The 24286-nt window shown below is 74.0% G+C and carries 22 protein-coding genes; 9 read left to right on the top strand and 13 right to left on the bottom strand.

Translation table 11 applies throughout. The annotated features are described in order from the left end of the window. Nucleotides 1-11: 11 nt before the first annotated feature. The gene (map, locus tag ACGFI2_RS19830; RefSeq protein ID WP_393518937.1) at nucleotides 12-821 is read right to left on the bottom strand and encodes a type I methionyl aminopeptidase; all 810 of its coding nucleotides are present in this window, start codon (nucleotides 819-821) and stop codon (nucleotides 12-14) included. A 77-nt stretch (nucleotides 822-898) separates the two neighbouring features. Here map and ACGFI2_RS19825 point away from each other — a divergent pair, with 77 nt between their 5' ends. The 3 genes from ACGFI2_RS19825 (at nucleotide 899) to ACGFI2_RS19815 (ending at nucleotide 3656) form a co-directional block, all read left to right on the top strand. Further along, a complete protein-coding gene (locus tag ACGFI2_RS19825; protein WP_393518934.1) occupies nucleotides 899-1165 on the top strand; it encodes a helix-turn-helix transcriptional regulator in 267 nt (88 codons plus the stop codon). 144 nt (nucleotides 1166-1309) lie between these two features. Then, nucleotides 1310-2362: a fatty acid desaturase family protein gene (locus tag ACGFI2_RS19820; RefSeq protein WP_393518931.1), complete on the top strand. Its 1053-nt coding sequence runs from the start codon at nucleotides 1310-1312 to the stop codon at nucleotides 2360-2362. 142 nt (nucleotides 2363-2504) lie between these two features. Further along, nucleotides 2505-3656, top strand: a complete 1152-nt coding sequence (locus ACGFI2_RS19815) for an FHA domain-containing protein (protein WP_393518928.1) — start codon at nucleotides 2505-2507, stop codon at nucleotides 3654-3656. A gap of 61 nt (nucleotides 3657-3717) precedes the next feature. On the opposite strand, the gene rocD is transcribed toward ACGFI2_RS19815, so the two are convergent. The 6 genes from rocD to ACGFI2_RS19785 all read right to left on the bottom strand — a co-directional run bounded on the left by rocD (nucleotide 3718) and on the right by ACGFI2_RS19785 (nucleotide 10281). Then, entirely contained in the window at nucleotides 3718-4932 is a 1215-nt protein-coding gene (gene rocD, locus ACGFI2_RS19810; RefSeq protein ID WP_393519298.1) for an ornithine--oxo-acid transaminase, read from the bottom strand. Beyond that, nucleotides 4932-5747: a dimethylargininase gene (gene ddaH / locus ACGFI2_RS19805; protein WP_393519296.1), complete on the bottom strand. Its 816-nt coding sequence runs from the start codon at nucleotides 5745-5747 to the stop codon at nucleotides 4932-4934. The genes rocD and ddaH overlap by 1 nt, the downstream gene beginning before the upstream one ends. Nucleotides 5748-6461: 714 nt before the next feature. Then, complete coding sequence (locus ACGFI2_RS19800; RefSeq protein WP_393518925.1) at nucleotides 6462-7421, bottom strand: thrombospondin; 960 nt, start codon at nucleotides 7419-7421, stop codon at nucleotides 6462-6464. A gap of 190 nt (nucleotides 7422-7611) precedes the next feature. Further along, the gene (locus ACGFI2_RS19795) at nucleotides 7612-9015 is read right to left on the bottom strand and encodes an RICIN domain-containing protein (RefSeq protein ID WP_393518922.1); all 1404 of its coding nucleotides are present in this window, start codon (nucleotides 9013-9015) and stop codon (nucleotides 7612-7614) included. Between the two features lie 77 nt (nucleotides 9016-9092). Further along, complete coding sequence (locus ACGFI2_RS19790; protein ID WP_393518919.1) at nucleotides 9093-9830, bottom strand: cellulose binding domain-containing protein; 738 nt, start codon at nucleotides 9828-9830, stop codon at nucleotides 9093-9095. A 217-nt stretch (nucleotides 9831-10047) separates the two neighbouring features. After that, entirely contained in the window at nucleotides 10048-10281 is a 234-nt protein-coding gene (locus tag ACGFI2_RS19785) for a GntR family transcriptional regulator (protein ID WP_393518916.1), read from the bottom strand. Between the two features lie 175 nt (nucleotides 10282-10456). On the opposite strand from ACGFI2_RS19785, the gene ACGFI2_RS19780 reads away from it, so the two are divergent. Next, nucleotides 10457-10954 carry a hypothetical protein gene (locus tag ACGFI2_RS19780; RefSeq protein ID WP_393518913.1) on the top strand — a complete coding sequence of 166 codons (498 nt, stop codon included), beginning with the start codon at nucleotides 10457-10459 and terminating at the stop codon, nucleotides 10952-10954. 25 nt (nucleotides 10955-10979) lie between these two features. Continuing rightward, a complete protein-coding gene (locus ACGFI2_RS19775) occupies nucleotides 10980-11789 on the top strand; it encodes an Fpg/Nei family DNA glycosylase (RefSeq protein WP_393518911.1) in 810 nt (269 codons plus the stop codon). A gap of 1 nt (nucleotide 11790) precedes the next feature. Here the strand turns inward: ACGFI2_RS19775 and ACGFI2_RS19770 are convergent, their stop codons facing one another. The 4 genes from ACGFI2_RS19770 to ACGFI2_RS19755 form a co-directional block, all read right to left on the bottom strand. After that, nucleotides 11791-12663, bottom strand: coding sequence for an aminoglycoside phosphotransferase family protein (locus ACGFI2_RS19770; RefSeq protein ID WP_393518908.1), 873 nt, complete (start codon nucleotides 12661-12663; stop codon nucleotides 11791-11793). 74 nt (nucleotides 12664-12737) lie between these two features. Then, entirely contained in the window at nucleotides 12738-13547 is an 810-nt protein-coding gene (locus ACGFI2_RS19765) for an endonuclease domain-containing protein (RefSeq protein WP_393518905.1), read from the bottom strand. Nucleotides 13548-13822: 275 nt separating this feature from the next. Further along, nucleotides 13823-15202: an FAD-dependent oxidoreductase gene (locus ACGFI2_RS19760; protein ID WP_393518902.1), complete on the bottom strand. Its 1380-nt coding sequence runs from the start codon at nucleotides 15200-15202 to the stop codon at nucleotides 13823-13825. 41 nt (nucleotides 15203-15243) lie between these two features. Beyond that, complete coding sequence (locus ACGFI2_RS19755) at nucleotides 15244-16392, bottom strand: glutamate--cysteine ligase (protein ID WP_393518899.1); 1149 nt, start codon at nucleotides 16390-16392, stop codon at nucleotides 15244-15246. 212 nt (nucleotides 16393-16604) lie between these two features. Between ACGFI2_RS19755 and lysX the strand changes: the two genes are divergently transcribed. From lysX to ACGFI2_RS19735, 4 genes are all read left to right on the top strand, one after another. Continuing rightward, the gene (gene lysX, locus ACGFI2_RS19750; RefSeq protein WP_393518896.1) at nucleotides 16605-19916 is read left to right on the top strand and encodes a bifunctional lysylphosphatidylglycerol synthetase/lysine--tRNA ligase LysX; all 3312 of its coding nucleotides are present in this window, start codon (nucleotides 16605-16607) and stop codon (nucleotides 19914-19916) included. Nucleotides 19917-20081: 165 nt separating this feature from the next. Beyond that, a complete protein-coding gene (locus tag ACGFI2_RS19745; RefSeq protein WP_393519294.1) occupies nucleotides 20082-20357 on the top strand; it encodes a DUF6412 domain-containing protein in 276 nt (91 codons plus the stop codon). 289 nt (nucleotides 20358-20646) lie between these two features. Further along, on the top strand, nucleotides 20647-21390 hold the full coding sequence (locus ACGFI2_RS19740; RefSeq protein ID WP_393518893.1) for a YidC/Oxa1 family membrane protein insertase: 744 nt from the start codon (nucleotides 20647-20649) through the stop codon (nucleotides 21388-21390). Between the two features lie 76 nt (nucleotides 21391-21466). After that, nucleotides 21467-22891 carry a carbohydrate-binding protein gene (locus tag ACGFI2_RS19735; protein ID WP_393518890.1) on the top strand — a complete coding sequence of 475 codons (1425 nt, stop codon included), beginning with the start codon at nucleotides 21467-21469 and terminating at the stop codon, nucleotides 22889-22891. 10 nt (nucleotides 22892-22901) lie between these two features. Here the strand turns inward: ACGFI2_RS19735 and ACGFI2_RS19730 are convergent, their stop codons facing one another. After that, nucleotides 22902-23564 carry a DedA family protein gene (locus ACGFI2_RS19730; protein ID WP_393518887.1) on the bottom strand — a complete coding sequence of 221 codons (663 nt, stop codon included), beginning with the start codon at nucleotides 23562-23564 and terminating at the stop codon, nucleotides 22902-22904. Between the two features lie 78 nt (nucleotides 23565-23642). Next, complete coding sequence (locus tag ACGFI2_RS19725) at nucleotides 23643-24242, bottom strand: DUF1349 domain-containing protein (RefSeq protein ID WP_393518884.1); 600 nt, start codon at nucleotides 24240-24242, stop codon at nucleotides 23643-23645. Nucleotides 24243-24286 lie beyond the last annotated feature (44 nt).

Genomic DNA, 24286 nt, shown 5'->3' with positions numbered 1-24286 from the left:
CCGGAGCCCGGTCAGGACGCTGCCGCCACCGGCCCGTCGACGCGGGTGGCGGGGGCCGGGCGGCGGGTCAGCACCCGGGGGCCGGCTTCGGTGACCGCGACCGTGTGCTCGGAGTGGGCGGTGCGGGAGCCGTCGGCGGAGCGGATGGTCCAGCCGTCGTCGTCGACCCGGATCGCGTCGGTGGATCGGCAGAGCCAGGGCTCGATGGCGATGGTGAGGCCGGGGGCGAGCCTCATGCCCCGGCGGGGCCGGCCGCTGTTGGCCACGTGCGGGGCCTCGTGCATGGTGCGACCGATGCCGTGGCCGCCGAACTCGCCGTTGACGCGGTAGCCGTAGGAGTGGGCGACCTCGCCGATCGCGGCGGAGACGTCGCCGAGGCGGCCGCCGGGCTGGGCGGCGGCGATGCCGGCCTCCAGCGCGACCTCGGTGGCCTCGATCAGCGTCAGGTCGGCCGGGTCGGGGTCGCCGACGACGAAGGAGAGCGCGGAGTCGGCGGCCCAGCCGTCGATGGTGACCGCCATGTCGATGCTGAGCAGGTCGCCGTCGCGCAGCGCGTAGTCGTGCGGCAGGCCGTGCAGCACCGCGTCGTTGACCGACAGGCACAGCACGTTGCGGAACGGACCGCGACCGAACGAGGGGGAGTAGTCCCAGTAGCAGGATTCGGCGCCCCGTTCGGCGATCCGGCGGCGGGCGTGGTGCTCGATGTCCATCAGGTTGACGCCGACCGCGGCCACGCCGCTCAGCTCGGCGAGCAGTTCGCCGACGAACTGGCCGGTCACCGCCATCCGGTCGATCTCCGCGGCGGACTTCAGCTCGATCACGATACTCTTCCTCTCCCCGATGCGGTATTTTTATACCACGCCCGGTCCGGGCGCTCCCGGAGGGTTATCCTGCTGCCATGGTTCGCCAGCCACTGACGCCCGAACAGATCGCCGCGGGCCGGCGCCTCGGTGCCGCGCTGCGGTCGGCACGGGCCGGCCGCGGCCTCGTCGAGGTGGCGCTGGCGGCCGGCATCTCACCCGAGACGCTGCGCAAGATCGAGGCGGGTCGCCTGCCCGCGCCGGCCTTCGGCACCGTGGTCGGCCTCAGTCGCGCCCTCGACGTCCCCCTCGCCGACCTGGCCGACGTCTGGCTGGCCGACCTGTCCGCCCGCCGGGCGTCCTGACCGCGCCGGCCGGCCGGAGGTAGGGGCAGCACCACCCTGAACGTGGGGGCTGACGGGATTACCCAGCGCTACCAATCATGGCAGCATCAGTAACGGAGAGTCGCCTACCGGAGCGCGACTCGCGGCACCGGAGGGCGACATCGGATGAGTTCTTCGACGTTGGCGGCACCGAACGTCCGGCGGGGCAGCGACTACGCGCGCCTGTCCCGCCAGGTCGCCGAGGCGGGGTTGTTCGACCGGCGGCCCGGCCGGTACGCGGTCCGTATCGCGCTCACCCTGGGCGCGTTCCTGGCCGGCTGGGTGCTGGTGGCGGCCGTCGGCGACTCCTGGTGGCAGCTCCCGCTGGCGGTCGTGATGGCGGTGGCCACCACCCAGGTCGCGTTCCTCGGGCACGACGCCGGGCACCGGCAGATGTTCCGCCGGCGCGGGCCGAGCGAGGCGGCCGGCCTGGTCGCCGGCAACCTCGCCGTGGGGCTCAGCTACGGCTGGTGGGTGGACAAGCACAACCGCCACCACGCCAACCCGAACCACGCCGACGAGGACCCGGACGTCGGCGCGGGCGCGCTGGTCTGGACGCACGAGCAGGCGCTGGCGACCCGGGGCCTGAGCCGGTGGATGGCCCGCCGGCAGGCGTGGCTGTTCTTCCCGATGCTGCTGCTGGAAGGGCTGGCGCTGCACGTGGCGAGCGTCCGGGCGCTGACCGGACGGGAGCCGGACGGCCGGTGGCGCGTCCCGATGCGGCACCGGGCCGTGGAGGCGCTGCTGCTCGCGGCGCACGGCGTCGGCTACGTCGGCCTGCTCCTGGCGGTGATGTCACCGGGCAAGGCGTTGCTCTTCGCGGCCGTGCACCAGGGACTCTGGGGCCTCTACATGGGGTGCGCGTTCGCCCCGAACCACAAGGGCATGCCGATGCCCACCGCCGACGACGGGCTCGACTACCTGCGCAAGCAGGTGCTCACTGCCCGTAACGTGCGCGGCGGCCGGCTCGTCGACCTGGCGCTGGGCGGCCTGAACTACCAGATCGAACACCACCTGTTCCCGAACCTGCCCCGCGCCAACCTGCGCCGGGCCCAACCGCTGGTCCGGGCGTACTGCGGCGAGCAGGGCATCCCGTACGCGGAGACCGGGCTGATCGAGTCGTACCGGCAGGGTCTGGCGCACCTGCACGACGTGGGGCGACCGCTGCGCGCGGGCTGAGCGCGGCGGGCCGGGCGGGGTGTCGGGGGCACCCCCGCCCGGTGGCGCGTGTCCCTTACCGGCGTACGCGGAAAGCCGCCGGTGAGGGCGGCCGGTAGGGTCGTCGCATGGTGGACGGGCGCGACATCGTGCGGAGCGCGGCATGAGATTCGAGATCAGCAAGGTGCTGGACGCCATCGAGGGACGGGTCTGCACCGACCCCTCGCTGGCGCGGGCCGTGGTCGACCTGGCCGAGGTGATCCGGTGGCAGAGCCTCGACGGCGGGCGGCCGGCCAGCCTGTTGCGGCTCGGAATGGTGATCGACGCGTTGTCCCGGCAGATCGGGGAGGACAGCGTCCAGGTCTACGCGATCGTGCACCGGGCGCTGCTGTCCGACGCCGACCTGACCTCCAACGAGCGGATGGTGGTCCGCCGCTGGGCCGACGACGGCCTGGTCGAGGTGCTCGACCAGCCCGGGGACCGGATGCTGGAGGTGGCCGACCTGCTCGGCCTGCCGGTGCTCACCCGGGCCCGGCTCGACGGGCTGATCGGCCGGTACCCGTGGGTCGGCCAGGCCGGCCGGGTGCTCGCCCCGGTCCCCGGCGCCGGCGGACCGGTCTTCATCGCGCACGTCGGCGGCGGCCAGGACCCGGCCACGGGCAGCCGCTCACCGGCCGGGGTCAAGCTGCTCTCCCGGCAGTGGCGTTGTCCCGAGTCGGGCTGCGCGCTCTTCGGCGGCGGTGGGGGCGGCGGCGCCTTCGCCGACCTGGCCGGGATCGACCGGGCCCCGTCCGAGCAGCCGCCGCCCACGCTGCGTACCGGCGCGCCGACCTGCCCCCGGCACGGCGCGCGCCTCTCCGACGCCGGTCAGCGCCCGCGCAGCGAGGTGCTGGCGGTGCGGATCGGCGGGTTGGTGCGGCAGCGGTTCGTGCTCACCGAGACCGAGCCGGTGGCGGTCGGGCGGGCGCCGGACGGGCCCGGCGGGGTGCAGCTCGGCCAGTGGCTCAACGACGAGGCCCGGCGCTGGGTCAGCCGCAGCCACGTCCGCTTCGACCTGGGGCGCGCGGGCGAGGTGGTGGTCACCGACACCAGCACCAACGGCTCCGGCGTACGGCCGGGCGGGTCGATGGTCGAGGCGGAGCGGATCCCGCTGCCGCCGCAGCAGTCCCGGACGCTCGGCGAGGGGGACCTGATCGAGCTCTACCCGGGCGTGCAGATCGGGCGGGCCGCCGAGACGGCCAGCGACGCGACGTACACCCCGAACTCGGTGATGGCCGAGGCGCCGACCATGGCGATGCGGCTGCCGCGCGCCTGACCGACGTGCGAGAAGGGCGCCGGGACCGTCGTGGTCCCGGCGCCCTTCTTCGGGTACGAGGTCAGCCGGCCAGCACGGCGGCGAGCTGCGCCACCGCGTGGTCGATCTCGTCGGCGGTGATCACCAGCGGCGGGGCGAGCCGGATGGTCGAGCCGTGGGTGTCCTTGGCCAGCACCCCCCGCTCCATCAGCCGCTCGCACGCCTGCCGGCCGCTCATCAGCGCCGGGTCGATGTCGACGCCGGCCCACAGGCCGCGCACCCGGACCGCGACGAGGCCCTTGCCGAGCAGCCCTTCCAGGCCGGCCCGCAGCCGCTCACCCAGCTCGGCCGAGCGGCGCTGGAACTCGCCGGTGGCGAGCAGCCGGACCACCTCGGTGGCGACCGCGCAGGCCAGCGGGTTGCCGCCGAACGTCGAGCCGTGCTGGCCCGGCTGGAGCACACCCAGCACGTCGGCGTTCGCGGCCACCGCGGAAACCGGCACGATGCCGCCGCCGAGCGCCTTGCCCAGCAGGTACATGTCCGGGACGACGCCCTCCAGGTCGCAGGCGAACGTGGTGCCGGTGCGGCCCAGGCCGGACTGGATCTCGTCGGCGACGAACAGCACGTTGCGCTCGGTGCAGACCGCGCGGACGCCCGGCAGGTAGCCCTCCGGCGGCACCACGACGCCCTGCTCGCCCTGGATCGGCTCCAGCAGCACGGCCACCGTGTTCTCGTCGATCGCCGCGGTCAGCGCGGCCAGGTCGCCGTAGGGGACCACGGTGAAGCCCGGCGTGTACGGCCCGAAGTCGGCGCGCGCGTCCTCGTCGGTGGAGAAGCTGACGATCGTGGTCGTACGGCCGTGGAAGTTCCCCTCCGCCACCACGATGTTGGCCTGACCCGGGGTGACGCCCTTGACCTGGTAGCCCCACTTGCGGGCGACCTTGATGCCGGTCTCCACCGCCTCGGCGCCGGTGTTCATCGGCAGCACCAGCTCCTTGCCGCAGAGCGCGGCGAGTTCCCGGCAGAAGTCGGCGAACTGGTCGTGGATGAACGCGCGGCTGGTCAGCGTGAGCCGGTCGAGCTGCGCGTGCGCGGCCTCGATCAGCTTCGGGTGCCGGTGGCCGAAGTTCAGCGCCGAGTAGCCGGCCAGGCAGTCCAGATAGCGGCGGCCGTCCACGTCGGTCAGCCAGGCGCCCTCGGCCGACGAGATCACCACGGGCAGCGGGTGGTAGTTGTGCGCCGTGTGGCGCTCCGCGTCCCGGACCGCGGAGGGCGTCCGCAGCATGTCGTCGATGATCACTTGATTGCCTTTCCCTGGCGGAGTCGCAACGTGCAGCACTTCGGTCCGCCGCCGGCCTTGCGCAGCTCGGACAGGTCGATCCCGATGGTCTGGTAACCCCGGTCGCGCAGCTTCGCGGCCAGGTCGGTCGCCTGCGCCGGCAGCACCACGTGCCGGCCGTCGCTGACCGCGTTCAGGCCGAGCACCTCGGCGTCGGCCATGGTGGCGTGGACCGCGTCCGGGAACAGGCGGCGCAGCACCGCCCGGCTGCCCGGGGAGAACGCCTCCGGCAGGTACGCCACGGTCCGCTCGTCGAGCACGGTGAGCGCGGTGTCCAGGTGGTAGAAGCGCGGGTCCACCAGCTGCATGGTGACCACCGGGTAACCGAAGACCTCCTGGAGCTGGGCGTGCGAGGCGTGCGCGGTGCGGAACCCGGTGCCGGCGAGCAGGTGGTCGCCGACCAGCAGGACGTCGCCCTCACCCTCGTTGACGTGCTTCGGGTCGTACATCTCGAAGCCGGCGGCCTCGAACCAGGCCCGGTAGGCGGGGGCCTCGTCGGCGCGCTGCGGGTCGCGGAACTGCACCGCCATCGCCCGGCCGTCGATCACCGTGCCGCCGTTGGCCGCGAAGACCATGTCCGGCAGGCCGGCGACCGGGTCGATCAGCTCGACCTCGTGACCCAGGTCGAGGTACGTCTGGTGGAGCTGCTCCCACTGCCGGATCGCCAGGTCGGGGTCGACCGGGGCGGTGGGGTCCATCCACGGGTTGATCGCATAGTCGACGGCGAAGTACGTCGGCCGGCACATCAGGAAGCGCTGGCGGGTGGCGTCCATCGTCATGTGGTGCTCCCAGAGTCGGGCGCGCCCGGCCACGGTCGGCCCACGGGCTGGCGCCGTGGTCCAACCGTATGCGGCCCGGCGCGTCGACTTCCACCGTGAGGCTTTGCGTTGAGCAGCGGATCGTTGCGTTTGCCGGCTCGGCTCCGGCCGATCGTTGCGTCCAGGCGCTCTCCGACCGCACAGCTTCCTCGGCTGGCCTTCTCGCGGGCCTCGCGGGCTCGCGGGCCTCGCGGGCCTTCCGCGCCGGGCTCGCCACTTCGGGGAGGTGGCGGTGTCGAGCGCCCACCGTTGCCGCCACTCCGGCGAACCGGCGTCGCTCGACGCACCTCGCGCGCCGATTTCCCCGCCAACTCCCACCCGCAGAGACGAACGTTCGTCAGTTGAGACGCTTAGAGATCTTGGAAAGTTCGGGCCCCTACAGGGGCCATTCCGTACCAAGATCTCGCCGCCTCGCCGCCTCGCCGCCTCGCCGCCTCGCCGCCTCGCCGCCTCGCCGCCTCGCCGCCTCGCCGCCTCGCCGCGTAGGTCGCTTGGGTCACGTGGGCCGCCTGGGCCGGCGAGGGTTGGCCGGGCTGAGGGCGCGTAGACCGGGCCCGGGAAACACTTCGGGGGCGGCGAACCGCCGCCCCCGAAAGAGGTGTTGCCCGGCCGGTGAACCACCGGATCTGGTCGGGCTGCCGGTCGCTGCCGGCGATCGGAACAGTGCCCTCAGAAACGATCGGCAAACTGTGAATCAAGCCACTCGCGGAGCCGGCCCACCCACTCGCCATCCGTGGTCGGCCAGTCGAACTGGCCGGTCATCGCCACGATGCCGAGCACCACGGCAGCCAAGCCGACCACGGTGCCGATCAGCGCGTCCGTCTTGCCGGCCACGTGCCGGCGTCGGGTGGCGAGCAGGCCCAGCACGGCGAGCACCGCGCCGATCGCGCCGAGCCCGATGCCGTAGCCGGCAAGCGTGCCGGAGAGCACGAAGAGCGCGCCCACCACGGACACGATCAGGCCGAGCGTGGCCAGCAGGCTGGCGCGCGGCTTCTTCGCCGGTGCCGGGTCGAGTTCCCGGTCGGGACGGCCGTCGCCGTCCAGGTCCGCGTGGCCGTTCCGGTCCAGGTCGACGGCACGGTCGGTTCGACCGTCCCCGTTCAGGTCGACGGCACGGTCGGTTCGGTCGTCGCGGTCCAGGTCGACGGCACGGTCCGGACGGCCGTCCCCGTTCAGGTCGACGGTGTGCTCCGGGGTGTGCTCCGGGTCGACGGTCCGGGTGTTCCGGCCCAACGGCCGGCTGGTCGCCGCCCGTGCCGAGGCGGCCCGCCGTGTCGCCCGTCGCTCCGCCTCGCCGGTCCGCGCCACGGTCTCGACGCGCCCGCCGTCGGTGACCGGCCCGGCCGCGCCGACCCGTCCGCCGTCCCGGACCCGCTCGGCGTCGGCGGTCCGCTCGGCGTCGGCGGTCCGCTCGGCGTCGGCGGTCCGCCCGGCGTCTGCGGTCCGCTCGGCGTCGGCGGTCCGCCCGGTGTCCGCGGTCCGTTCGGCGTCGGCGGCGCGCTCTGCCTCGGTCGCGTCGCTGCGGTACGTGGTCCGCGCCGCGTCGCGGTCGGTCACCACCGGTCGGCCGGTCGTTCCGTCCGCGACCGGGTCACCGTCGCGGGCGTCCACGACACCGTCGCCGTTCACATCGGTACTACGCGCCGGAGAGTTCCGGCGGGAAAGAATGTTCACGTTGGCACCTCCTGATGCAGGCGCGGAGGCCGCGCATGACAGGGAGGTGGTACCCAGGCGTGTGGAAGTCGACACCCGTCGACGGAGCACGGCCCCTCCCGGCCGGCGTGGTGGGGCCGGGAGGGGCCGCGATTCCCGCCGACCGTCAGGACTGGGTACGCGACCACTGCTGGTTGGTGCCGGCCCCGCAGGTGTACTGCTGGACGTCCGCGCCGTCGCCGGTGGCGGAGTTGACCACGTCCAGGCACTTGCCGCTGTGCCGGGCCCGGAGCTGGAACCAGCTACCGGTCGCGGCCCACTGCCACTGCTGGTTGGCGCCGGCGCCGCAGGTGTACTGGATGATGTTGGCGCCGTCGGCGGTGGACGCGTTGGCCACGTCGAGACACTTCCCGCTGTTGGCGTTGACGAGCCGGAACCAGCCGCCGCCGGCGTCCTGGAACTCCCACCGCTGGTTGCTGCCGCCGTTCCACGACCACTGTTTGACCTCGGCGTTGTTCGCGGTGGAGTTGTCCATCACGTCCAGCACCCGCCCGCTGTGCCGGGCGGTGACCCGGTAGGTGGTGGGCGAGCTGCCGGTGACGGTGCCGGTGGCGGTGTCGATGGTGACGGACGGATACCAGGTCAGGCTCATGCTGGTGGCGGTCGGGAAGCTGATCGGCAGCCACACGTACTGCGAGTCGTTGACCGGGCCGCCCCAGGCGCCCGCCCAGCGGTCACCCAGGTAGAGATAGCTGGTCGTGGCGGTGCCCTGGATCGGCAGCACGAAGGCCGGCTGGGAGCTGAACGTGTTGCTGTTGCCCACGTCGGACCAGCCGCTCCACGGGCCCGAGATGCTCGGCGCGGTGGCGTACCTGGCCTGGTTCGGGCTCCAGCCGGTCGCCCCCGAGGTCAGCAGGAAGTAGGTGCTGCCCCGCTTGAACATCGCGGGCGCCTCGCGGGTCGCGCCGGCCCAGAAGTTGCCCACCAGGCTGGCCACGTTGAGGTAGTCCGAGGTGAGCCGGTAGATGTTCAGATCGCGGTTCTCGTTGGCGGCCGAGATCATGTACGCGGTGCCGTTGTCGTTGTACAGCGTGATGTCCCGCGACATGTGCTGCCCGAGCGGCCGGAAGCTGCCGTGGTAGGTGTAGTTGCCGTCCACCGTGGCCGACGAGGCGACGGCGGCCCGCGCCTCGTTGTAGTCGGACCCGTTCTCCTTGTGCATCCACATCACGAACCGGCCGGTGGCGGCGTTGTAGATGACCTTCGGCCGCTCGATGTTGGCCCGTTGCAGCTCGGTGGCCGACGACGGGGTGAGCACGTTGTTGCGGAACTCCCAGGTGCGAAGGTCCGTGGAGCGGTATACGGACACCGCCCGGAAGGTGTTGTCCGGGTTACGGTTCTCACCGAACCAGTAGTAGTAGTTGTCGACCTTGAGGACGCCGCCGCCGTGGGCGTGCACCACCCCGCCGCTGGTGTCGGTGAACTGCGTGCCGTTGGTGACGGTCACCGGTGCCGCCAGCGCACCCGTGGCCGGCCAGACCGCCGCCGCGACGGCCACGACGAGCGCCATCCCGGCCGCCAGGAGGCGTCCGCCACCGCCCGTCCGAGCGGTCCTTCCGTGCGTCCGGTCCGTCGACCGCATGCCGGTCACCGACCGCAGACCGGCGTGATGCCGCCGGGAGACGTGGTGGACGCCACGTACAGGCCGAACATCGCCGAACCACCCGGGGCGATCGTCCCGTTCCAGGAGGCGTTGCGGACCACGACGTTCTGACCGGAACCCTCGGCGACCCCGCCCCAGATCGTCTGGATGCGCTCGTCACCGGACCAGCGCCACGAGACGAGCCAGCCGCGGGTCGGCTCGGTCCCGGTGTTGCGCACGGTGACCGTGGCGATGAAGCCACCGCTCCAACGACTGTCGATCGTGGCCGTCGCGACGCACGTCGACGTCGGCAGCGTCCGGTCCGGCCCACCGATGATGTACGGATCGCGCGTGCCGTGCGTGTCGCTGAACCGGAACCAGTATTCGGTGTCGGGGGTGAGCCCGCCGACGGTCACCGTCCCGTAGCGTTCCGGCCCGGAGATGCCCTCGGCCACCGGGTTGCGCCACCCGGTGGCGTCCTCGCGGCTGGCGAAGAGGGTGACGACCATCGGCGGGTCGTAGCCGCAGGGCGGGCTGAGAATCATCGAGTAGGTGACGGTGAGGCTGGTGGCGGTGGCCCCGGTCACCCGGCCGCTGACCGGCAGTGCCGGCGGGCAGGCCACCGTCGGGGTGGGCGTGGGGGTCGCCACCGTGGTGGCGGGCGACCGGACGGCCCCGGTCGAGGTGGCCAAGCCGGTCAGGGTGAGGGCGGCGGCCAGCGCCGCGCCGAGCGTACGAAGCATCTGTTTCTCCTGCACTGAGAGCCCCGCCCCGCAGCGCGATCGGCGGGAATGGCGGCACGGCGGATGAACCGGAGAGGACTGCCCGGCGCCGGGTGGCGCATCACCCCGCGCGTCACTCTCCTGCTGGACCGAGCGGATCGCACCGGCTCCCGAGTGCGACCGGAGTCAGTCTCTCAGTCGACAACCGTCGATTCAACGACGTCCCACGGCCCGGCCACTACCGCTGCTCGGCGACGAAGGTTCCCCGCGCGTGCACGGTCACCACGAGGCCCCGGTCGCGTAGCTCACGCATCGCCATCCGCACGGTTCCCCGGGCCACACCGTAGGTCTGCTGCAGGTGCAGTTCGCTCGGTAGCGGCTGGCCGGGCCGCAGCTTACCCTCTTCGATCTGCTTGGCAAGCAGGTCCGCCAACTGCCGGTAGAGCGGCACGCTGTTGAGCGGACTCGTCATGGGCGGCAGCGTAGACACGCACACCATCTGTACGTGTCCGGGGATGTCCAGCCAATAGACGTCTAGCATCTAGACGTCTATTGGCTGTACGTTCATTCAGGCCGTACGAAGGCGGCCCTCGGACAGCGATTGCGCCGCTGGCCGAGGGCCTTGACCGCCTACGAGGAGGCGACCCGTGAGCACCCTACCCACGCTGCCCGACTGCGGAGAACCGGCGACCACGCGGATCGAGCTGTACACGGCGGACTCCCTGGACGCTTGCGCGTACACCTGTGCCGCACACGCCCGGCAGGTCACCGCCGCGATCGGCGGAGCCGGGCTGGAGGCGTACCCCTCGGGTCTGGGGTTCGGGGTGTCCCGGCCCTGCGGGCACGTCTACGTCTATCCGACCGGCGCCCTCGCCGCCGCCCCGGACCATCCGCGCTGGTGCGACCGCGACGGTTGCCGGCTGCGGGGACGACACCGCTCGCGTGCCCGCCAGGTCGACACCAACCGGTCGGAGGCGTTCCCCGTCGGAGCCGGGCTGGTGCGGGCGCTGCACCCCGCCGCCGAGACGATGGTGCACCTGAGCGGCGCGGGGGCCGTCGTGGTGCTGTCGATCGGGCAGGCGCGGGTCTTGCGGTACCGGCTCGCCCACCTGCTCGACCTGGCGGCGGTCCGTCGGCAGCCGTGATCGGGGCTGGCTACCCTTGGTAGCTGTGCCAGAGGGACACACCATCCGCCGCCTCGCCGCCCGCCACGCCGAGCTGTTCGCCGGCGACAAGGTGCACGCGGACAGCCCGCAGGGGCGCTTCGCCGAAGGCGCCGCGCGGCTCACCGGCACCGTCCTGGACGGCATTGAGGCGTACGGCAAGCACCTGCTGCACCACTACGCCGGCGAGCTGACCCTGCACGTGCACCTCGGGCTGTACGGGAAGTTCGCCGACGGGCCGGGGGAGCCGCCGAGCCCGGTCGGCCAGGTGCGGCTGCGCCTGCACAGCGACCGCAACTGGTTGGAGCTGCGCGGCCCCACCGCCTGCGAGCTGCTCACCCCGCCGGAGGTGGCGGCGCTGCGCGGCCGGCTCGGCCCGGACCCGCTGCGCGCCGACGCCGAGCCGGACCGGGCGTACGCGCGGATCCGGCGCAGCCCCACCCCGCTCGCCGCGCTGCTGCTGGACCAGTCCGTGGTCGCCGGCACCGGGCTGATCTTCGTGACCGAGGCGCTGTTCCGGGCCGGGCTGCCGCCGCTGCTGCCCGGACGGGAGCTGACCCCGGCCGGCTGGGCGGAACTCTGGGCGGACCTGGTGGCGCTGATGACCCGCGCGGTCGAGCGCGGCCGGATCGACACCGTGCGTGACGCGGACCTGCCCGAGGCGACCGGCCGGGCGCCTCGGGTCGACCGGCACGGCGGCGAGGTCTACGTCTATCGGCGACCCGGCGCGCCCTGCCACGTCTGCGGCGCAGAGGTGAGCCGGGGCTCGCTCGCCGGGCGCAACCTCTACTGGTGCCCCACCTGCCAGGCCGGCTGAGTCACCTCGATTCGAGCAGCCAGCGGGCCGCCTCGACGTTGCCGGGGAAGACCTGGTCGCCGTCGATGCTCCAGGCCAGCGTCTGCCCGATCGCCCAGCCGCGTACCCGTTCCGGGTCCAGGCCCAGCTCGGCGCTGAGCCGGTCGAGCCGGTGCCGCACCGCCGCCGGGGAGTGGCCCAGCTCGGCGCCGCGGACCAGTGGCACGACCGCGAACTCCCGCTCGCCGACCAGCGGCTTCGGGTCGATCACCAACCACGGCTCGCGGCCGGCGGCCAGCACGTTGCCGGCGTGCAGGTCCTGGTTGACCAGCACCTGCCCGCCCTGGCTCGGCGCGAGTTCGGCGAGCATCCCGAGCGCCGCGTCGAGCAGCCGCCGCTCGTACGGGCGGTTGGCCCGCGCCCACTTGACCGGCATCCGTTCGGCCCAGCCGGCCGCCTCCTCGGCGAGCGGCGTGAACGGCGGGCCGGCCGGCACCCCGAGCTTGGGCAGCAGTCCGACCGCCGCGTCGAGCGCGGCGTCGGCCGGCAGCGCGTGCAGCGGGGTGCCCGGGTCGCAGCGCTCGACCAGCAGCGCGCGACGGTCGACGTCGTACGCGAGCAGCCGGATCGCGCCTCGCCCGGCCCAGTGTGCCAGCGCGGTGGCCTCGTGGACGCTGTCGTCGTCCGGGTACTGCAGCTTCAGCACCGCCCGCGTCCCGTCCGGCAGCTCCGCCGGCAGGGCCAGCGAGGCGAACGCGTAGTCGAACGGCGGGCCGAGCGCCAGCTCCCACCTCGCGACACACTCGGCCAGCCGGTCGGGCAGCTCCGCCAGCCACGCCCGCCCGACCGGCGTCCGCTCGACCCACCGCAACCCGGCCGGGATCTCCCATCGCACCCGGCCATCCTGCCCTATGGGCTTTGGGTGCGGTGGTGGTCGTAGGGGCGACGACAGCTGCACCCAAAGGGTGCTCAGGGGCGCCAACCGGCGGCGGTCAGGGCGGCGCGGAGCTGGCTGACCACCTCGGACGGTCGGTGCCGGACGTCGAACGCGGTGAAGCGCAGGATGCGGTCGCCCTCGATCCAGACCCGGTTCTGCCGGCGCAGGTCCGCCGCCCACTGGCGGACGTCCATGTGATGCGCGCCGTCCACCTCGACATGTAGCCGCCAGCGCCGCCAGTAAGCATCCAGGTAACGCTGCCGGCCGTCGGCGTCCCGGCGGCGCTCCTGCCCGTCCGGGACCGGCAGCCCGTAGCGGCGGCAGAGCCGCACCAGGTCGATCTCGGACAGCGCCTCCGCGCCACCGGCCACGTCGTGCAGCGTCTGCCGGATCAGGTGGCGCCGCCGGGCCCGGGGCAGCCGGTCGAGCACCGCGCCGAGCTCCGCCGGGGTCACCCGCCGCTGCTGGCAGCCGGCCGCCACGATTGCCTGCGCCTCGTCGTCGGTGCCCGCCCACCCCGCCGCGTCCACCAGGGAGCGCGCCATGCCGGTGCGATCCGGCCGGCCCAACTGCCGGTCCGCGGTGGACAGGTGCCGCACCCGGCGGACCCGCACCGTCGGCAGGCCCAGCGGCAGCCGGCGGATCAGGTCGGCCGCCCGGCGCTGGTGCGGGACCAGGACGTCCACCGCGTCGTACCGCCAGGTGCCGCGCAGTCCGCCGGCCCGCGCGGCGGCCAGCCCGGCGAGCATCGCGCCGTCACCGGCCGCCAGCACCGCGACCCACCACTGCTGCTCCCGGGTGTACGGACCGCCCGGTGCGGCTCGCAGGATTCCGCGGCACACCCGATGCCAGCGGCCGCTCACCAGCAGGTGCCGGACCCGACCCGGCGGAAGGATCGCTGTCGCCTGGGCCCAGTGAGCACCTCGGACTGCCCGAACAACAGCCACTCCAGCCGCGACGCGTCGTCTCCCGGTATCCGCACCGATCGAGTCCACAGGGCAATGAGGCGCACGTCAGCCCCGAAACGGCACACGGTGCGGCGCGGCGCGGCGACCGCCCGAGCGAGTGTCAAGCGGGGGCCCCTCCCATACCGCAGGCGTTGGCAGGGGGCCCCGCCTTACCGCCCGGTGTCGGCGAGGGCGTCGACGGCCTTGCGGGCGGCGATCAGCACCGGGTCCCAGACCGGGGCGTACGGCGGCGCGTAGCCCAGGTCGAGCGCGGTCATCTCGTCCACCGTCATCCTGTTCCACAGCGCCACGGCCAACGCGTCGATCCGCTTGGCCGCCTCGGACCAGCCGACGATCTGCGCGCCCAGCAGCCGCCCGCTGGGCCGCTCGGCGATCAGCTTCACGGTCATCGGCCGGGCCCCCGGGTAGTAGCCGGCCCGGTTCGTCGACTCGGCGGTCACGGTGACGAACTCGAAGCCGGCCTCGGTGGCGTCCCGCTCGCGCAGGCCGGTGCGCCCCACCTCCAGCTCGCAGACCTTGGTGACGGCGGTGCCGACCACACCGGGGAAGGTGGCGTAGCCGCCGCCGATGTTGATCCCGGCGACCCGGCCCTGCTTGTTGGCGTGCGTGCCGAGCGGGACGTGCACCGGCATGCCGCTGACCCGGTGCAGGGACTCCACGCAGTCGCCGGCCGCCCACACCCCGGGCACCCCGGGCACCCGCATCCGGCGGTCCACCCGGATCCCGCCGGACGGCCCGATCGGCAGGCCGGCGGCCTCGGCGAGCGCGGTGTTGGGGCGTACGCCGAGGCCCAGCACCACGACGTCGGCCGGGATCGGCCCCTCGTCGGTGACCACCGCGGCGATCCGGCCGTCCCGCTCGGAGAGGCCGGTTACCGTCATGCCGGTGCGGATGCTGATGCCGGCCCCGCGCATCGCCTCGGCCACCAGCTCGCCCATGTCCGGGTCGACGGTGGCCATCGGCTGCGCGGCCTGCTCGACCAGTTGGACCGAGAGCCCGCGCTGCACCAGCGCCTCGGCCATCTCGACGCCGACGTAGCCGCCGCCGACCACCACCGCGTGCCGGGGCCGCGGCTCCCGTTCGAGCCAGTCGAGCAGCGCCGCGCCGTCGTCGAGCGTCTGCACGCCGAACACGCCGGCCACCTCGTCGCGCGCCCACTCCGGCTGCACCGGGGTGGCGCCGGTGGCGTACACCAGGGTGTCGAAGCCGGCGCGGACCTCGCCGCCGCCGTCCAGGTCCCGGGCGACCACCTCGCGGCGGGCGAGGTCGATGGCGGTGACCTCGTGGCGGGTCCGGATGTCGATGTCGTACTCGTCGCGGAAGGCCGCCGGCGTCCGGGCCACGAGCTGGTCGCGTTCCGGCACCAGGCCGCTGATCCAGTAGGGGATGCCGCAGGCCGAGTAGGACGTGAAGTGCCCCCGCTCGAACGCGACGATCTCCAGCTCGGCCCGGCCGCGGCGACGCCGCGCCTGGGAGGCCGCCGACATGCCGGCGGCGTCCCCGCCGATGACGATCATGCGCTCCGCCACGCCGCTCATCCTGTCACGCCTCCCGCCCGTCGCGGGGGAGCTCAGCCACGGGTCTGCCGGGACACGTCCGCGACCACGTCGACCAGCTTGCCGGTCCGCGCGAACACCGCCCGCTGCCGCGCCGCGCCGCTGCCGTGCCGGCGCAGCCCGCCCAGCAGGTCGGTCACCCGGTCGAGGTCGCCGTGCCGGTCCAGCTCCGGGCGGAGCCGGTCGACGAGCCGGTCCAGCAGCTCCCAGGCCGGGCGCAGCTCGCCGTCGGTCAGGTCGACGCCCTGGCCCTCCAACCCGTCGTGGGCGGCCCGCCAGTGCGCCGCGACCAGCAGGTGGTGGTCGGTGTTGACGGCCGGCCGGCCGGCGGCGATGTCGGTCAGCGCGGTCGCGACGAGCCCGCGCACCAGCGCGGCCACCAGCACCGCGTCGTCCACGGCCGGGCAGACGTCACCGATCCTGATCTCCACGGTGGGGTACTTGGCGGAGAGCCGGGCGTACCAGTAGAGCATTCCCTCGTCGAGCATCACCCCGCTGGCGATGAGCTGCCGGATCAGCCGCTGGTAGTGCTCGTGCGACTCCAGGTAGGGGGTGGGCGCGACGGACGGCCAGCGTTCCCACTCGATCGAGCGCCAGCTCGCGTAGCCGGTGTCCTCGCCCCGCGCGAACGGGGAGTTGACGGTGACCGCCTGCAGGATCGGCAGCCAGGGACGGACGTGGTTGAGCACCTGCACGCCGGTGTCCGGGTCGGGCACGCCGACGTGCACGTGCATGCCGTTGTTGCCGGGGCCGGGCACCAGCAGCTGGAACCGCTCGATCATCCGGTCGAAGCGGGGCTTGTCCACCACCGGCGGGACCGGCCCGTCGACCGGGCCGGTGCCGATCGCCAGCAGCCGTACACCGGCCCGCTCGGCCGCGTCGGCCAGTTCGGCGCGGAGCATGCCCAGCGAGTGCCGGATCGAGGACAGGTCCAGCCCCGGCGGGCTGCCGATCTCGATCTGGCTGGTCTGGAACTCGCGTTCCACCTGGCCGCGCAGCTCGGCCGGCACCTGCTCCATCACCAGCTCGACGGCGGGCACGGCGGTGCCGGTGTGCGGATCGGCGAGCAGGAACTCCTCCTCGACGCCGACCGTCAGCAGGTCCGTCCCGCCCGGCGCGGCGTCCCGCTCCCGCTCCGCCACTGGGCCGCTCATCGTCACCACCGTCTCCTCCCGACCGGGCACGGCACCGTGCCGCCTGGTCGACGCTCTGTTACCCACCGTGTCGACGCCCGGAAACGCGCCGGTCGGCGTGTCGGCCCGATTCGCCCGTCCGGGTCGCCGCCGCGAGCCGGCGGAGGGCCGCCGCGGGACGGGAATCCGGGTCTAGGATGAGCCGGCCCGGCGGGCCGCCGCCGGCGGCGGAGGAGGTCGCGGTGACGGCGAACGGCACGTCGCGGACGGTGACCGGCGTTCGCGCCCAGGTCCCGCGCGCCTTCGCGATCCTGCTCGCGGTGTTCGCGGCGGTGTGCGCGCTCGCGGCGCTGAGCAGCGCCGTGGCCGCCGACGTGCAGCCGGTCCGCACCGCGATCGACGCGCTGCTGGTGCCGGCGCCGGCCAACCTGGCGTACGCGGTGTTCCTCGGCGTGCTGGCCGCCGCGGCCCGGCGGCGCAAGCGGCTGGCCTGGTGGGTGCTGCTGGTCTACTTCAGCCTCACGCTGGTGGTCGGGTTGACGGCCGGTGGGCTGCTGCTGATGGTGGGCGCCAACGAGCTCAACCACGCCGCCGGTCAGCGGCTCTTCGGCACCCTGGAGACCATCGGTGTCTGGGTCGGCATCGCGTTCGCCGCCGCCGCGGTGGCGTTGCTGAGCACCGCCCGGCGGGAGTTCTACGCCCGGGTCCGGCCGGGCAGCACCTGGCGGGCGCTGGGCGTCCTCGCCGGTCTGGCCGCCGTCTTCGTCGGCCTCGGCTATCTGCTGCTCATGGTCGAGCCGGGCAGCCTGCACACCTGGTCGGACCGGCTGGGCTACGCGGTGGAGAAGGTCTTCGGTGGGGCCGTCACGCTGGACCTGACCCGGCGGGGGCAGGCGCCCGGCTGGGTCAACCTGGTGCTCGGCGCGTTCGGCGCGACCGCGTTCCTGGCCGCCCTGTTCACCCTGGTCCGCTCGCAGCGGGCCAACGCGGTGCTGCACGCCGGTGAGGAGGAACGGATCCGGGAGCTGCTGGCCCGGCACGGCGAGCGGGACTCGCTCGGCTACTTCGCCACGCGGCGGGACAAGGCGGCCGTCTTCTCGGCCAGTGGTAAGGCCGCGCTCACCTACCGGGTGGTCAACGGCGTCAGCCTGGCCAGTGGCGACCCGGTGGGCGACCCGGAGGCGTGGGGGCCGGCCATCGAGGCGTGGCTGGAACACGCCCGGGTGTACGCGTGGACGCCCGCGGTGCTCGGCGCCAGCGAGGCCGGCGCGCGGGCGTACCGCCGGCACGGCCTCAAGGTGCTCCAGCTCGGCGACGAGGCGATCCTGCTGACCCGGGAGTTCGACCTGGACGGCCGGGACATGCGGCCGGTCCGTCAGGCGGTGCACCGGGTCGAGCGGGCCGGCTACACCGCGCTGGTCCGTCGGCACGCCGAGATCCCGCCGGAGGAGCTGGCCCGGCTGGCCGCGCTGGCGACCTCGTGGCGGGACACCGGGCACGAGCGCGGCTTCTCGATGGCGCTGGGCCGCCTCGGCGACCCGGCCGACGGCGACTGCGTGCTGGTCGAGGCGCGCGACGGCACCGGCCGGGTACGCGGGCTGCTCTCGTTCAGCCCGTGGGGCACGCGCGGGGTGTCGCTGGACCTGATGCGCCGGGACCGGACCGCCGACAACGGGGTCACCGAGTTCATGGTGGCCGCGTTGCTGGCCGCCGGCCCGCGCCTCGGCGTCGACCGGGTGTCGCTCAACTTCGCCGCGTTCCGAGCGGTGTTCGAGCAGGGCGCGCGGATCGGCGCCGGCCCGGTCATCCGGGCCTGGCGGCACACCCTGCTGTTCTTCTCCCGCTGGTGGCAGCTGGAGTCGCTCTACCTCTCCAACGCGAAGTACCAGCCGCACTGGACGCCGCGTTACCTCTGCTTCGCCGAGCGCCGGGAGCTGGCCCGGGTAGGTCTCGCGGCGGCCGCCGCCGAGGGTTTCCTGGCGCTGCCCGGTGGCCGGCCCACCCCGTTGCACGGGATGCCGCCGGCCGGCGGCGGGGTCGGCTACGTGCCGCCGGCCGCCGCGGCGGTCCGGGCCGTCCCGCCGGAGCTGCCCGCCGCGCGCCGGCCGGAGCAGATCCGGGTACGCCTGGCGAAGCTCGACCGGCTGCGGAGCGAGGGCGTCGACCCCTACCCGGTGGGCTACCCGCGCACGGCGAGCTGCGCGGCGGTGCGGGAGCGGCACGCCGGGCTGGCCCCGGACACCGGCGCCGGCGAGACGGTGGCGGTGGCCGGTCGGGTGCTGCTGGTCCGCGACCACCGGCGCCTGCTCTTCGTCACCGTGCGCGACGGCAGCGGCGACCTCCAGCTTCTGCTGGAGCACGATCTGGACCGGTGGCGGTCCACGATCGACATCGGGGACCACGTGGGCGCGACCGGCGAGGTCTACGCGACCCGGCGCGGCGAGGTGTCGGTGCGGGTGGCCGGCTGGGACCTGACCGCCAAGTGCCTGCGACCGCTGCCGGACAAGCACCACGGGCTGGCCGACCCGGAGGCGCGGGTCCGGCAGCGCTACCTCGACCTGGCGCTGGACCCGGGTGCCCGGGAGATGCTGCGGGCGCGCGGCGCGACGCTGCACAGCCTGCGCGCCGGGCTGGCCGGGCGGGAGTTCCTGGAGGTGGAGACGCCGATCCTGCAACGGGTGCACGGCGGCGCGAACGCCCGCCCGTTCGTCACCCACATCAACGCGTACGACCTGCGGCTGAGTCTGCGCATCGCGCCGGAGCTCTATCTGAAGCGGCTCGCCGTGGGCGGGATCGAGCGGGTCTACGAGCTGGGCCGGGCGTTCCGCAACGAGGGCGTGGACGCCACCCACAACCCGGAGTTCACCGTGCTGGAGGCCTACCAGGCGTACGCCGACTACCACGACATGCGCGAGCTGGCCCGGGAGCTGATCGTGGCGGCGGCCACCGCGGTGCACGGTGAGCCGGTGGCCCGCCGGCCGGGCGGCGAGCTGGTCGACCTGGGCGGGGAGTGGCCGGCGCGCACGGTGCACGAGGCGGTCTCGGCCGCGCTGGGCGAGGAGGTCACCGCCGACACCGAGCTGGCCGTGCTGCGCAAGCACTGCGACGCGGCCGGGGTGCCGTACGACCCGCGCTGGGCGGCCGGCGCGGTGCTGCTGGAGCTGTACGAGCGGTTGGTCGAGGCGCGCACCGAGGCGCCCACGTTCTATCTGGACTTCCCGACCGAGGTCTCGCCGTTGACCCGCCAGCACCGGCGGGACCCGCGGCTGGCCGAGCGCTGGGACCTGGTGACGTACGGGATGGAGCTGGGCACGGCCTACACCGAGCTGGTGGATCCGACCGAGCAGCGGCGCCGGCTCACCGCGCAGTCGTTGCAGGCGGCCGGCGGCGACCCGGAGGCGATGGAGCTGGACGAGGACTTCCTCACCGCGTTGGAGTACGCCATGCCGCCGACCGGTGGCCTGGGGCTCGGCGTGGACCGCCTGGTGATGCTGCTGACCGGCCGTTCGATCCGGGAGACGCTGCCCTTCCCGCTGGTCCGCGAGTCCTCCTGACCCGTTCCGTCCCGCCGCCCGGCCCGGCCTGCCCGGCGGGCGCTCGCTTCGCCAGTTCGGCGAGGTGGAGAGGTCAGGGCGGGGTGGATGCCGCCATTTCGCCGGGCTCGCGGTCACGGGGCTGCCGGGCGTGACACGGCGTTCTAGGGTGGTCGTGTGGTGGGCATGCTGGGGCTGGTGACCGGGACGTGGGCGTACGCGCTCGCCCTGTTGGCGGACCGGCCGGCCGGGCTGCTGGCCGGCGCGGCGGTCGCCGCCGCCCTGCTGCTGGCCACGTTGCTGGCGCTGCGGGTGCGGCTGGTGCCCCCGCCGCCCGGCACCCGGCACGCCGCTTCCCTGCGCGCTCGCGTCCGGACCCGCCGGGTGCCCCGGCAGGTCGATCCGGACGCGCCGGGCCGTCCGCGCCCCCGCGCGCCGGGGCTGCGCCCCTCGGCCGTCTAGCCACGCCCCGACCGGACCTCCGCCGCCGGCGTGTCCCGCCGGTGTCGCCGATGCCCCCGGGCAGGGACCCGTCGCTCCGCGCCGGACAACGCCCGCCGGCGCCTCCGCGGGTATCCGTCGCTCCGCGCCGGACGACGCCCGCCGGCGCGTCCGGCATCAAGGGGCGGCGCCGCCGCCGGGCGTCGTCCGTCCGTCCACGTGGCTCGCGGCCGATTCCGCCGTCATCCGTCCCGCCGTGCCGCGCCGTCGCGCGCCCGGGGCATCCGGAATCGGACCGAGGGGTCTATCCATGCTCGCCTTCGCACCGTTGCACACCGCGGCCTCGGCCGCCGCGGCCGTCGTCACCTGGCTCGCCGACGCGCTCGTCCCGCTCACCGGCGGGGCCGCGACGGCCGCCGCCATCGTCCTGTTCACCGCCGGCGTCCGGCTGCTGATCTCGCCGCTCACGCTGGCCCAGGTCCGCGGGGAACGCCGTCGTGCGGCGCTCGCGCCCGAGGTCCGCGAACTCCGGCGCCGGTACGCCGACGATCCCACCCGGTTGCAGAGCGAACTGTTCGCGCTCTACCGGCGGGCCGGGGCGAGCCCGGTCGCGGGTTGCCTGCCGGCGCTGTTGCAGGCGCCGTTCTTCCTGGTCATGTACCGCGTCTTCGCCACCGGGGACGGCGCGCCGGAGTTGCTGGGGGAGCGGCTTGCCGGCGTACCGCTGGGGTGGCGCCTCGGCGACGGGCTGGCCGGCTCGGTGCCGGTGGTGTTCGGGGTGCTGCTGGCCGCGCTGCTCGCGTTGGCCTGGTGGTCGTCGCGCCGGGCCCGCCGGCTGGCCGCCGCGACCGGCACGGTCGGTGGCGCGCCGGCCGACGGGCCGGGGGCGGCGGTGCTCGGCCGGCTGTTGCCGCTGTTGCCGTTCGGCACCGTGCTGGTGGCGCTTGTGGTGCCGCTCGCGGCGGTGCTCTATCTGGTCACCACCACCGCGTGGACCGCGTTGGAGCAGGGTGTACTGCGCCGGCCGCAGCCGGCAGCCATCGACAAGCGTTGACAAATGCGGGGGCGGGCGCGTAGAAATCGCTCTCAGAGAGCGCTCTCCGCCCCGTCCCCGCAGAGAGGCACCCCGAATGAACCCGATCCCGGCGGCTCCGGCCGCCCCCACCACCATGTCCCGGTCCCGCCGCCGGCTCGGCCTGGCCGCTGCCGTGCTGGCCGCCACCACCGCGCTCGCCGGCGGATCGATGACCGCGCAGGCGGCCGTCCCGGCCCCGCCCTCCGGGTGGAGTCTGGTGTGGAGCGACGACTTCACCGGCGCGGCCGGCACCCTGCCCTCGTCGGCCAACTGGATCGTCGACACCGGCACCAGCTACCCGGGCGGCCCGGCCAACTGGGGCACCGGCGAGATCCAGACCTACACCTCCAGCACCGCCAACCTGGCCCAGGACGGCGGCGGCAACCTGCGCATCACCCCGTTGAAGGACTCCGCCGGCCGCTGGACCTCCGCCCGGATCGAGACGGTACGCAGCAACTTCAAGCCGCCGACCGGCGGCGTGCTGGCGATCGAGGGTCGGATCCAGATGCCCAACGTGACCGGCGCCGCGGCGGCCGGCTACTGGCCGGCGTTCTGGGCGCTCGGCTCGCCCTACCGGGGCAACTACCAGAACTGGCCGGGCATCGGCGAGTTCGACGTGATGGAGAACGTCAACGGGATCAACTCCGTCTGGGGCGTGCTGCACTGCGGCGTAGCGCCGGGCGGCCCGTGCGACGAGTTCAACGGCCGCGGCGCGTCCCGGGCCTGCCCGGGCAGCACGTGCCAGTCGGCGTTCCACACCTACCGGTTCGAGTGGGACACCTCGGTGAGCCCGCAGCAACTGCGCTGGTACGTCGACGGCCAGCAGTTCCACACCGTCACGCAGGGGCAGGTGGGTGAGCCGTACTGGACTCAGATGACCAGCCACGCCGGCTACTTCCTGCTGCTCAACGTGGCGATGGGCGGCGGCTTCCCGGACGGGGTGGCCGGCTCGGCCACGCCTACCGCGTCGACCGTCTCCGGCCGGCCCATGCTCGTCGACTATGTGGCGGTCTACTCCCGCGGCGGCGGGGGCAACCCGTCACCGACGCCGACCACGCCGCCACCGGGCGGCGTGCGCAACGCGTACGCCACCATCGAGACCGAGTCGTTCAACGCGCAGAACGGCGTGCAGGTGGAGACGTGCGCCGAGGGTGGGCAGGACATCGGCTGGCTGGCCAACGGTGACTGGGCCCGCTACGACAACGTGGACTTCGGGTCGACGCCGCCGCGCGACTTCGTGGCCCGGGTCGCCTCCGGCGCGGCGTCCGGGGTGAGCGGCCTGGTCGAGGTGCGGGTGGACAACCCGACCGCGACACCGATCGGCAGCTTCGCGGTCGGCAACACCGGCGGTTGGCAGACCTGGCGCTCGGTGCCCGGCAACGTCGGCGCGGTGACCGGCCGACACACGGTCTATCTCACCTTCAGCAGCGGCCAGCCGGCCGACTTCGTCAACGTCAACTGGTTCACCTTCCGTCGCTAGGCGGACGGGGTCAGCGCCCGGCGGTCACCGACTGCCGGGCGCGTCGCCGGCGTACCTTCTTCACCGCCCAGCTCACGATCATCACGCCGAAGACCGCGAAGATCGCGTAGTTGAACCACTGGCTGTAGCGGTCCACGTTCTCCCAGCGCGACCCGAGCAGGAAGCCGGCGCCGACGATCAGCGTGTTCCACACCCCGCTACCGAGCGTGGTGAGCAGGACGAACTCGCCAAGCGGCATCCGGTTCGCGCCGGCCGGGATGGAAACCAGGCTGCGCACCACCGGCACCAACCGGCCGATCAGCACCGCCAAGCGGCCGTGCCGCTCGAACCAGCGGTCCGCCTTCTCCAGATCCTCCCGGTCGACCAGCGGGATGTGGTCCAGCCACCGCTTGAGCCGGTCCTCGCCGAGCGCCGCGCCGAGCCAGTAGAGCACCAGCGCGCCGAGCAGCGAGCCGACGGTCGCGGCCAGCACGATCACCACCACGTTGAACCGGCCCTCGGCGGAGAGGTAGCCCGCCATCGCCAGCACGATCTCGCTCGGGATCGGCGGGATGATGCTCTCCAGCGCCACCAGCAGCGCCACGCCGACCGCGCCCAGCGAGTCGATCACGCTCGCCACCCACCCGGTCAGCCCGGTGAACTGGTTCGGATCGACGTCTTGGGCCAGGGCCATGGCGGTCCTTCCACACGGGTGCCGGAGATCCGGGGGTAGTACCCGGGCCCGCCCGGCTCACACCCGCCGGTGACCGGGCTAACCCTCCGGGTGCAGCGCCGCGTCCGCCGGCCCCCGCCGCCAACCGGTGAAGCGGACCAGCAGCCCGCCGTGGCTGGGCGAGCAGCAGTACGGCCCGGCCGTCGCCTCGGCCGCCGGGTCCAGCGGCGCGACCCGCACCAGCCGCCACGGCTCGTCGTCCACCCGGGCGCGGACGGTCAACGCGTCCCCGGCCCGGCTCACCCGGACCGTCACCTCCCGCCCCGCCCAGTCCGGCACCGGCGCCACCGACCAGTCGGAGAACTCGTCGGTCACCACGGCGCCGACCTGCGGCGACCCGTCGCTGACCTCGACGCCGGCCTTGGTCCACCGCCGCTCGTCCACCCGCACGAGCACACCGGCCTGGTCGAACTGGGCGGCGTAGTCGAGCCGGAAGGAGACCTCGACGGCCGTGTCCACGGGCAACGGCGCCAGCAGCGCCGAGCCGTCGTCGTGCACGAAGCCGTAGCTGGTGCGCCGCCAGAAGTCGCTGCCGCCACGCGGCTCGACCAGGAGCGCGCCGTCGACCGCGTCGGCCCGCTCGGGCGGGTTCAGCCAGGCGCCGCAGGACCAGTCGGTGACCGAAGCGTCCGCGCTCATGGGGGCACCGTACCGGGTTTGCCGAACGTCGCGGCCGGAGAAGT

The sequence above is a fragment of the Micromonospora sp. NPDC049282 genome (genome assembly GCF_043197045.1).
Classification (GTDB): domain Bacteria; phylum Actinomycetota; class Actinomycetes; order Mycobacteriales; family Micromonosporaceae; genus Micromonospora.
The sequence above is the reverse complement of the archived record's forward strand: the minus strand, read 5'-3'. Positions and strand labels throughout refer to the sequence as shown.

Bases quoted from the DNA above. Each gene is read 5' to 3' on its own strand.
- ACGFI2_RS19820 (WP_393518931.1), top strand. From the start codon at position 1,310: ATGAGTTCTTCGACGTTGGCGGCACCGAACGTCCGGCGGGGCAGCGAC.
- ACGFI2_RS19725 (WP_393518884.1), bottom strand. From the start codon at position 24,242: ATGAGCGCGGACGCTTCGGTCACCGACTGGTCCTGCGGCGCCTGGCTG.
- ACGFI2_RS19815 (WP_393518928.1), top strand. From the start codon at position 2,505: ATGAGATTCGAGATCAGCAAGGTGCTGGACGCCATCGAGGGACGGGTC.
- ACGFI2_RS19745 (WP_393519294.1), top strand. From the start codon at position 20,082: ATGCTGGGGCTGGTGACCGGGACGTGGGCGTACGCGCTCGCCCTGTTG.
- ACGFI2_RS19785 (WP_393518916.1), bottom strand. From the start codon at position 10,281: ATGACGAGTCCGCTCAACAGCGTGCCGCTCTACCGGCAGTTGGCGGAC.
- ddaH (WP_393519296.1), bottom strand. From the start codon at position 5,747: ATGGACGCCACCCGCCAGCGCTTCCTGATGTGCCGGCCGACGTACTTC.
- ACGFI2_RS19735 (WP_393518890.1), top strand. From the start codon at position 21,467: ATGAACCCGATCCCGGCGGCTCCGGCCGCCCCCACCACCATGTCCCGG.
- ACGFI2_RS19730 (WP_393518887.1), bottom strand. From the start codon at position 23,564: ATGGCCCTGGCCCAAGACGTCGATCCGAACCAGTTCACCGGGCTGACC.
- ACGFI2_RS19740 (WP_393518893.1), top strand. From the start codon at position 20,647: ATGCTCGCCTTCGCACCGTTGCACACCGCGGCCTCGGCCGCCGCGGCC.
- ACGFI2_RS19825 (WP_393518934.1), top strand. From the start codon at position 899: ATGGTTCGCCAGCCACTGACGCCCGAACAGATCGCCGCGGGCCGGCGC.
- ACGFI2_RS19790 (WP_393518919.1), bottom strand. From the start codon at position 9,830: ATGCTTCGTACGCTCGGCGCGGCGCTGGCCGCCGCCCTCACCCTGACC.
- ACGFI2_RS19795 (WP_393518922.1), bottom strand. From the start codon at position 9,015: ATGGCGCTCGTCGTGGCCGTCGCGGCGGCGGTCTGGCCGGCCACGGGT.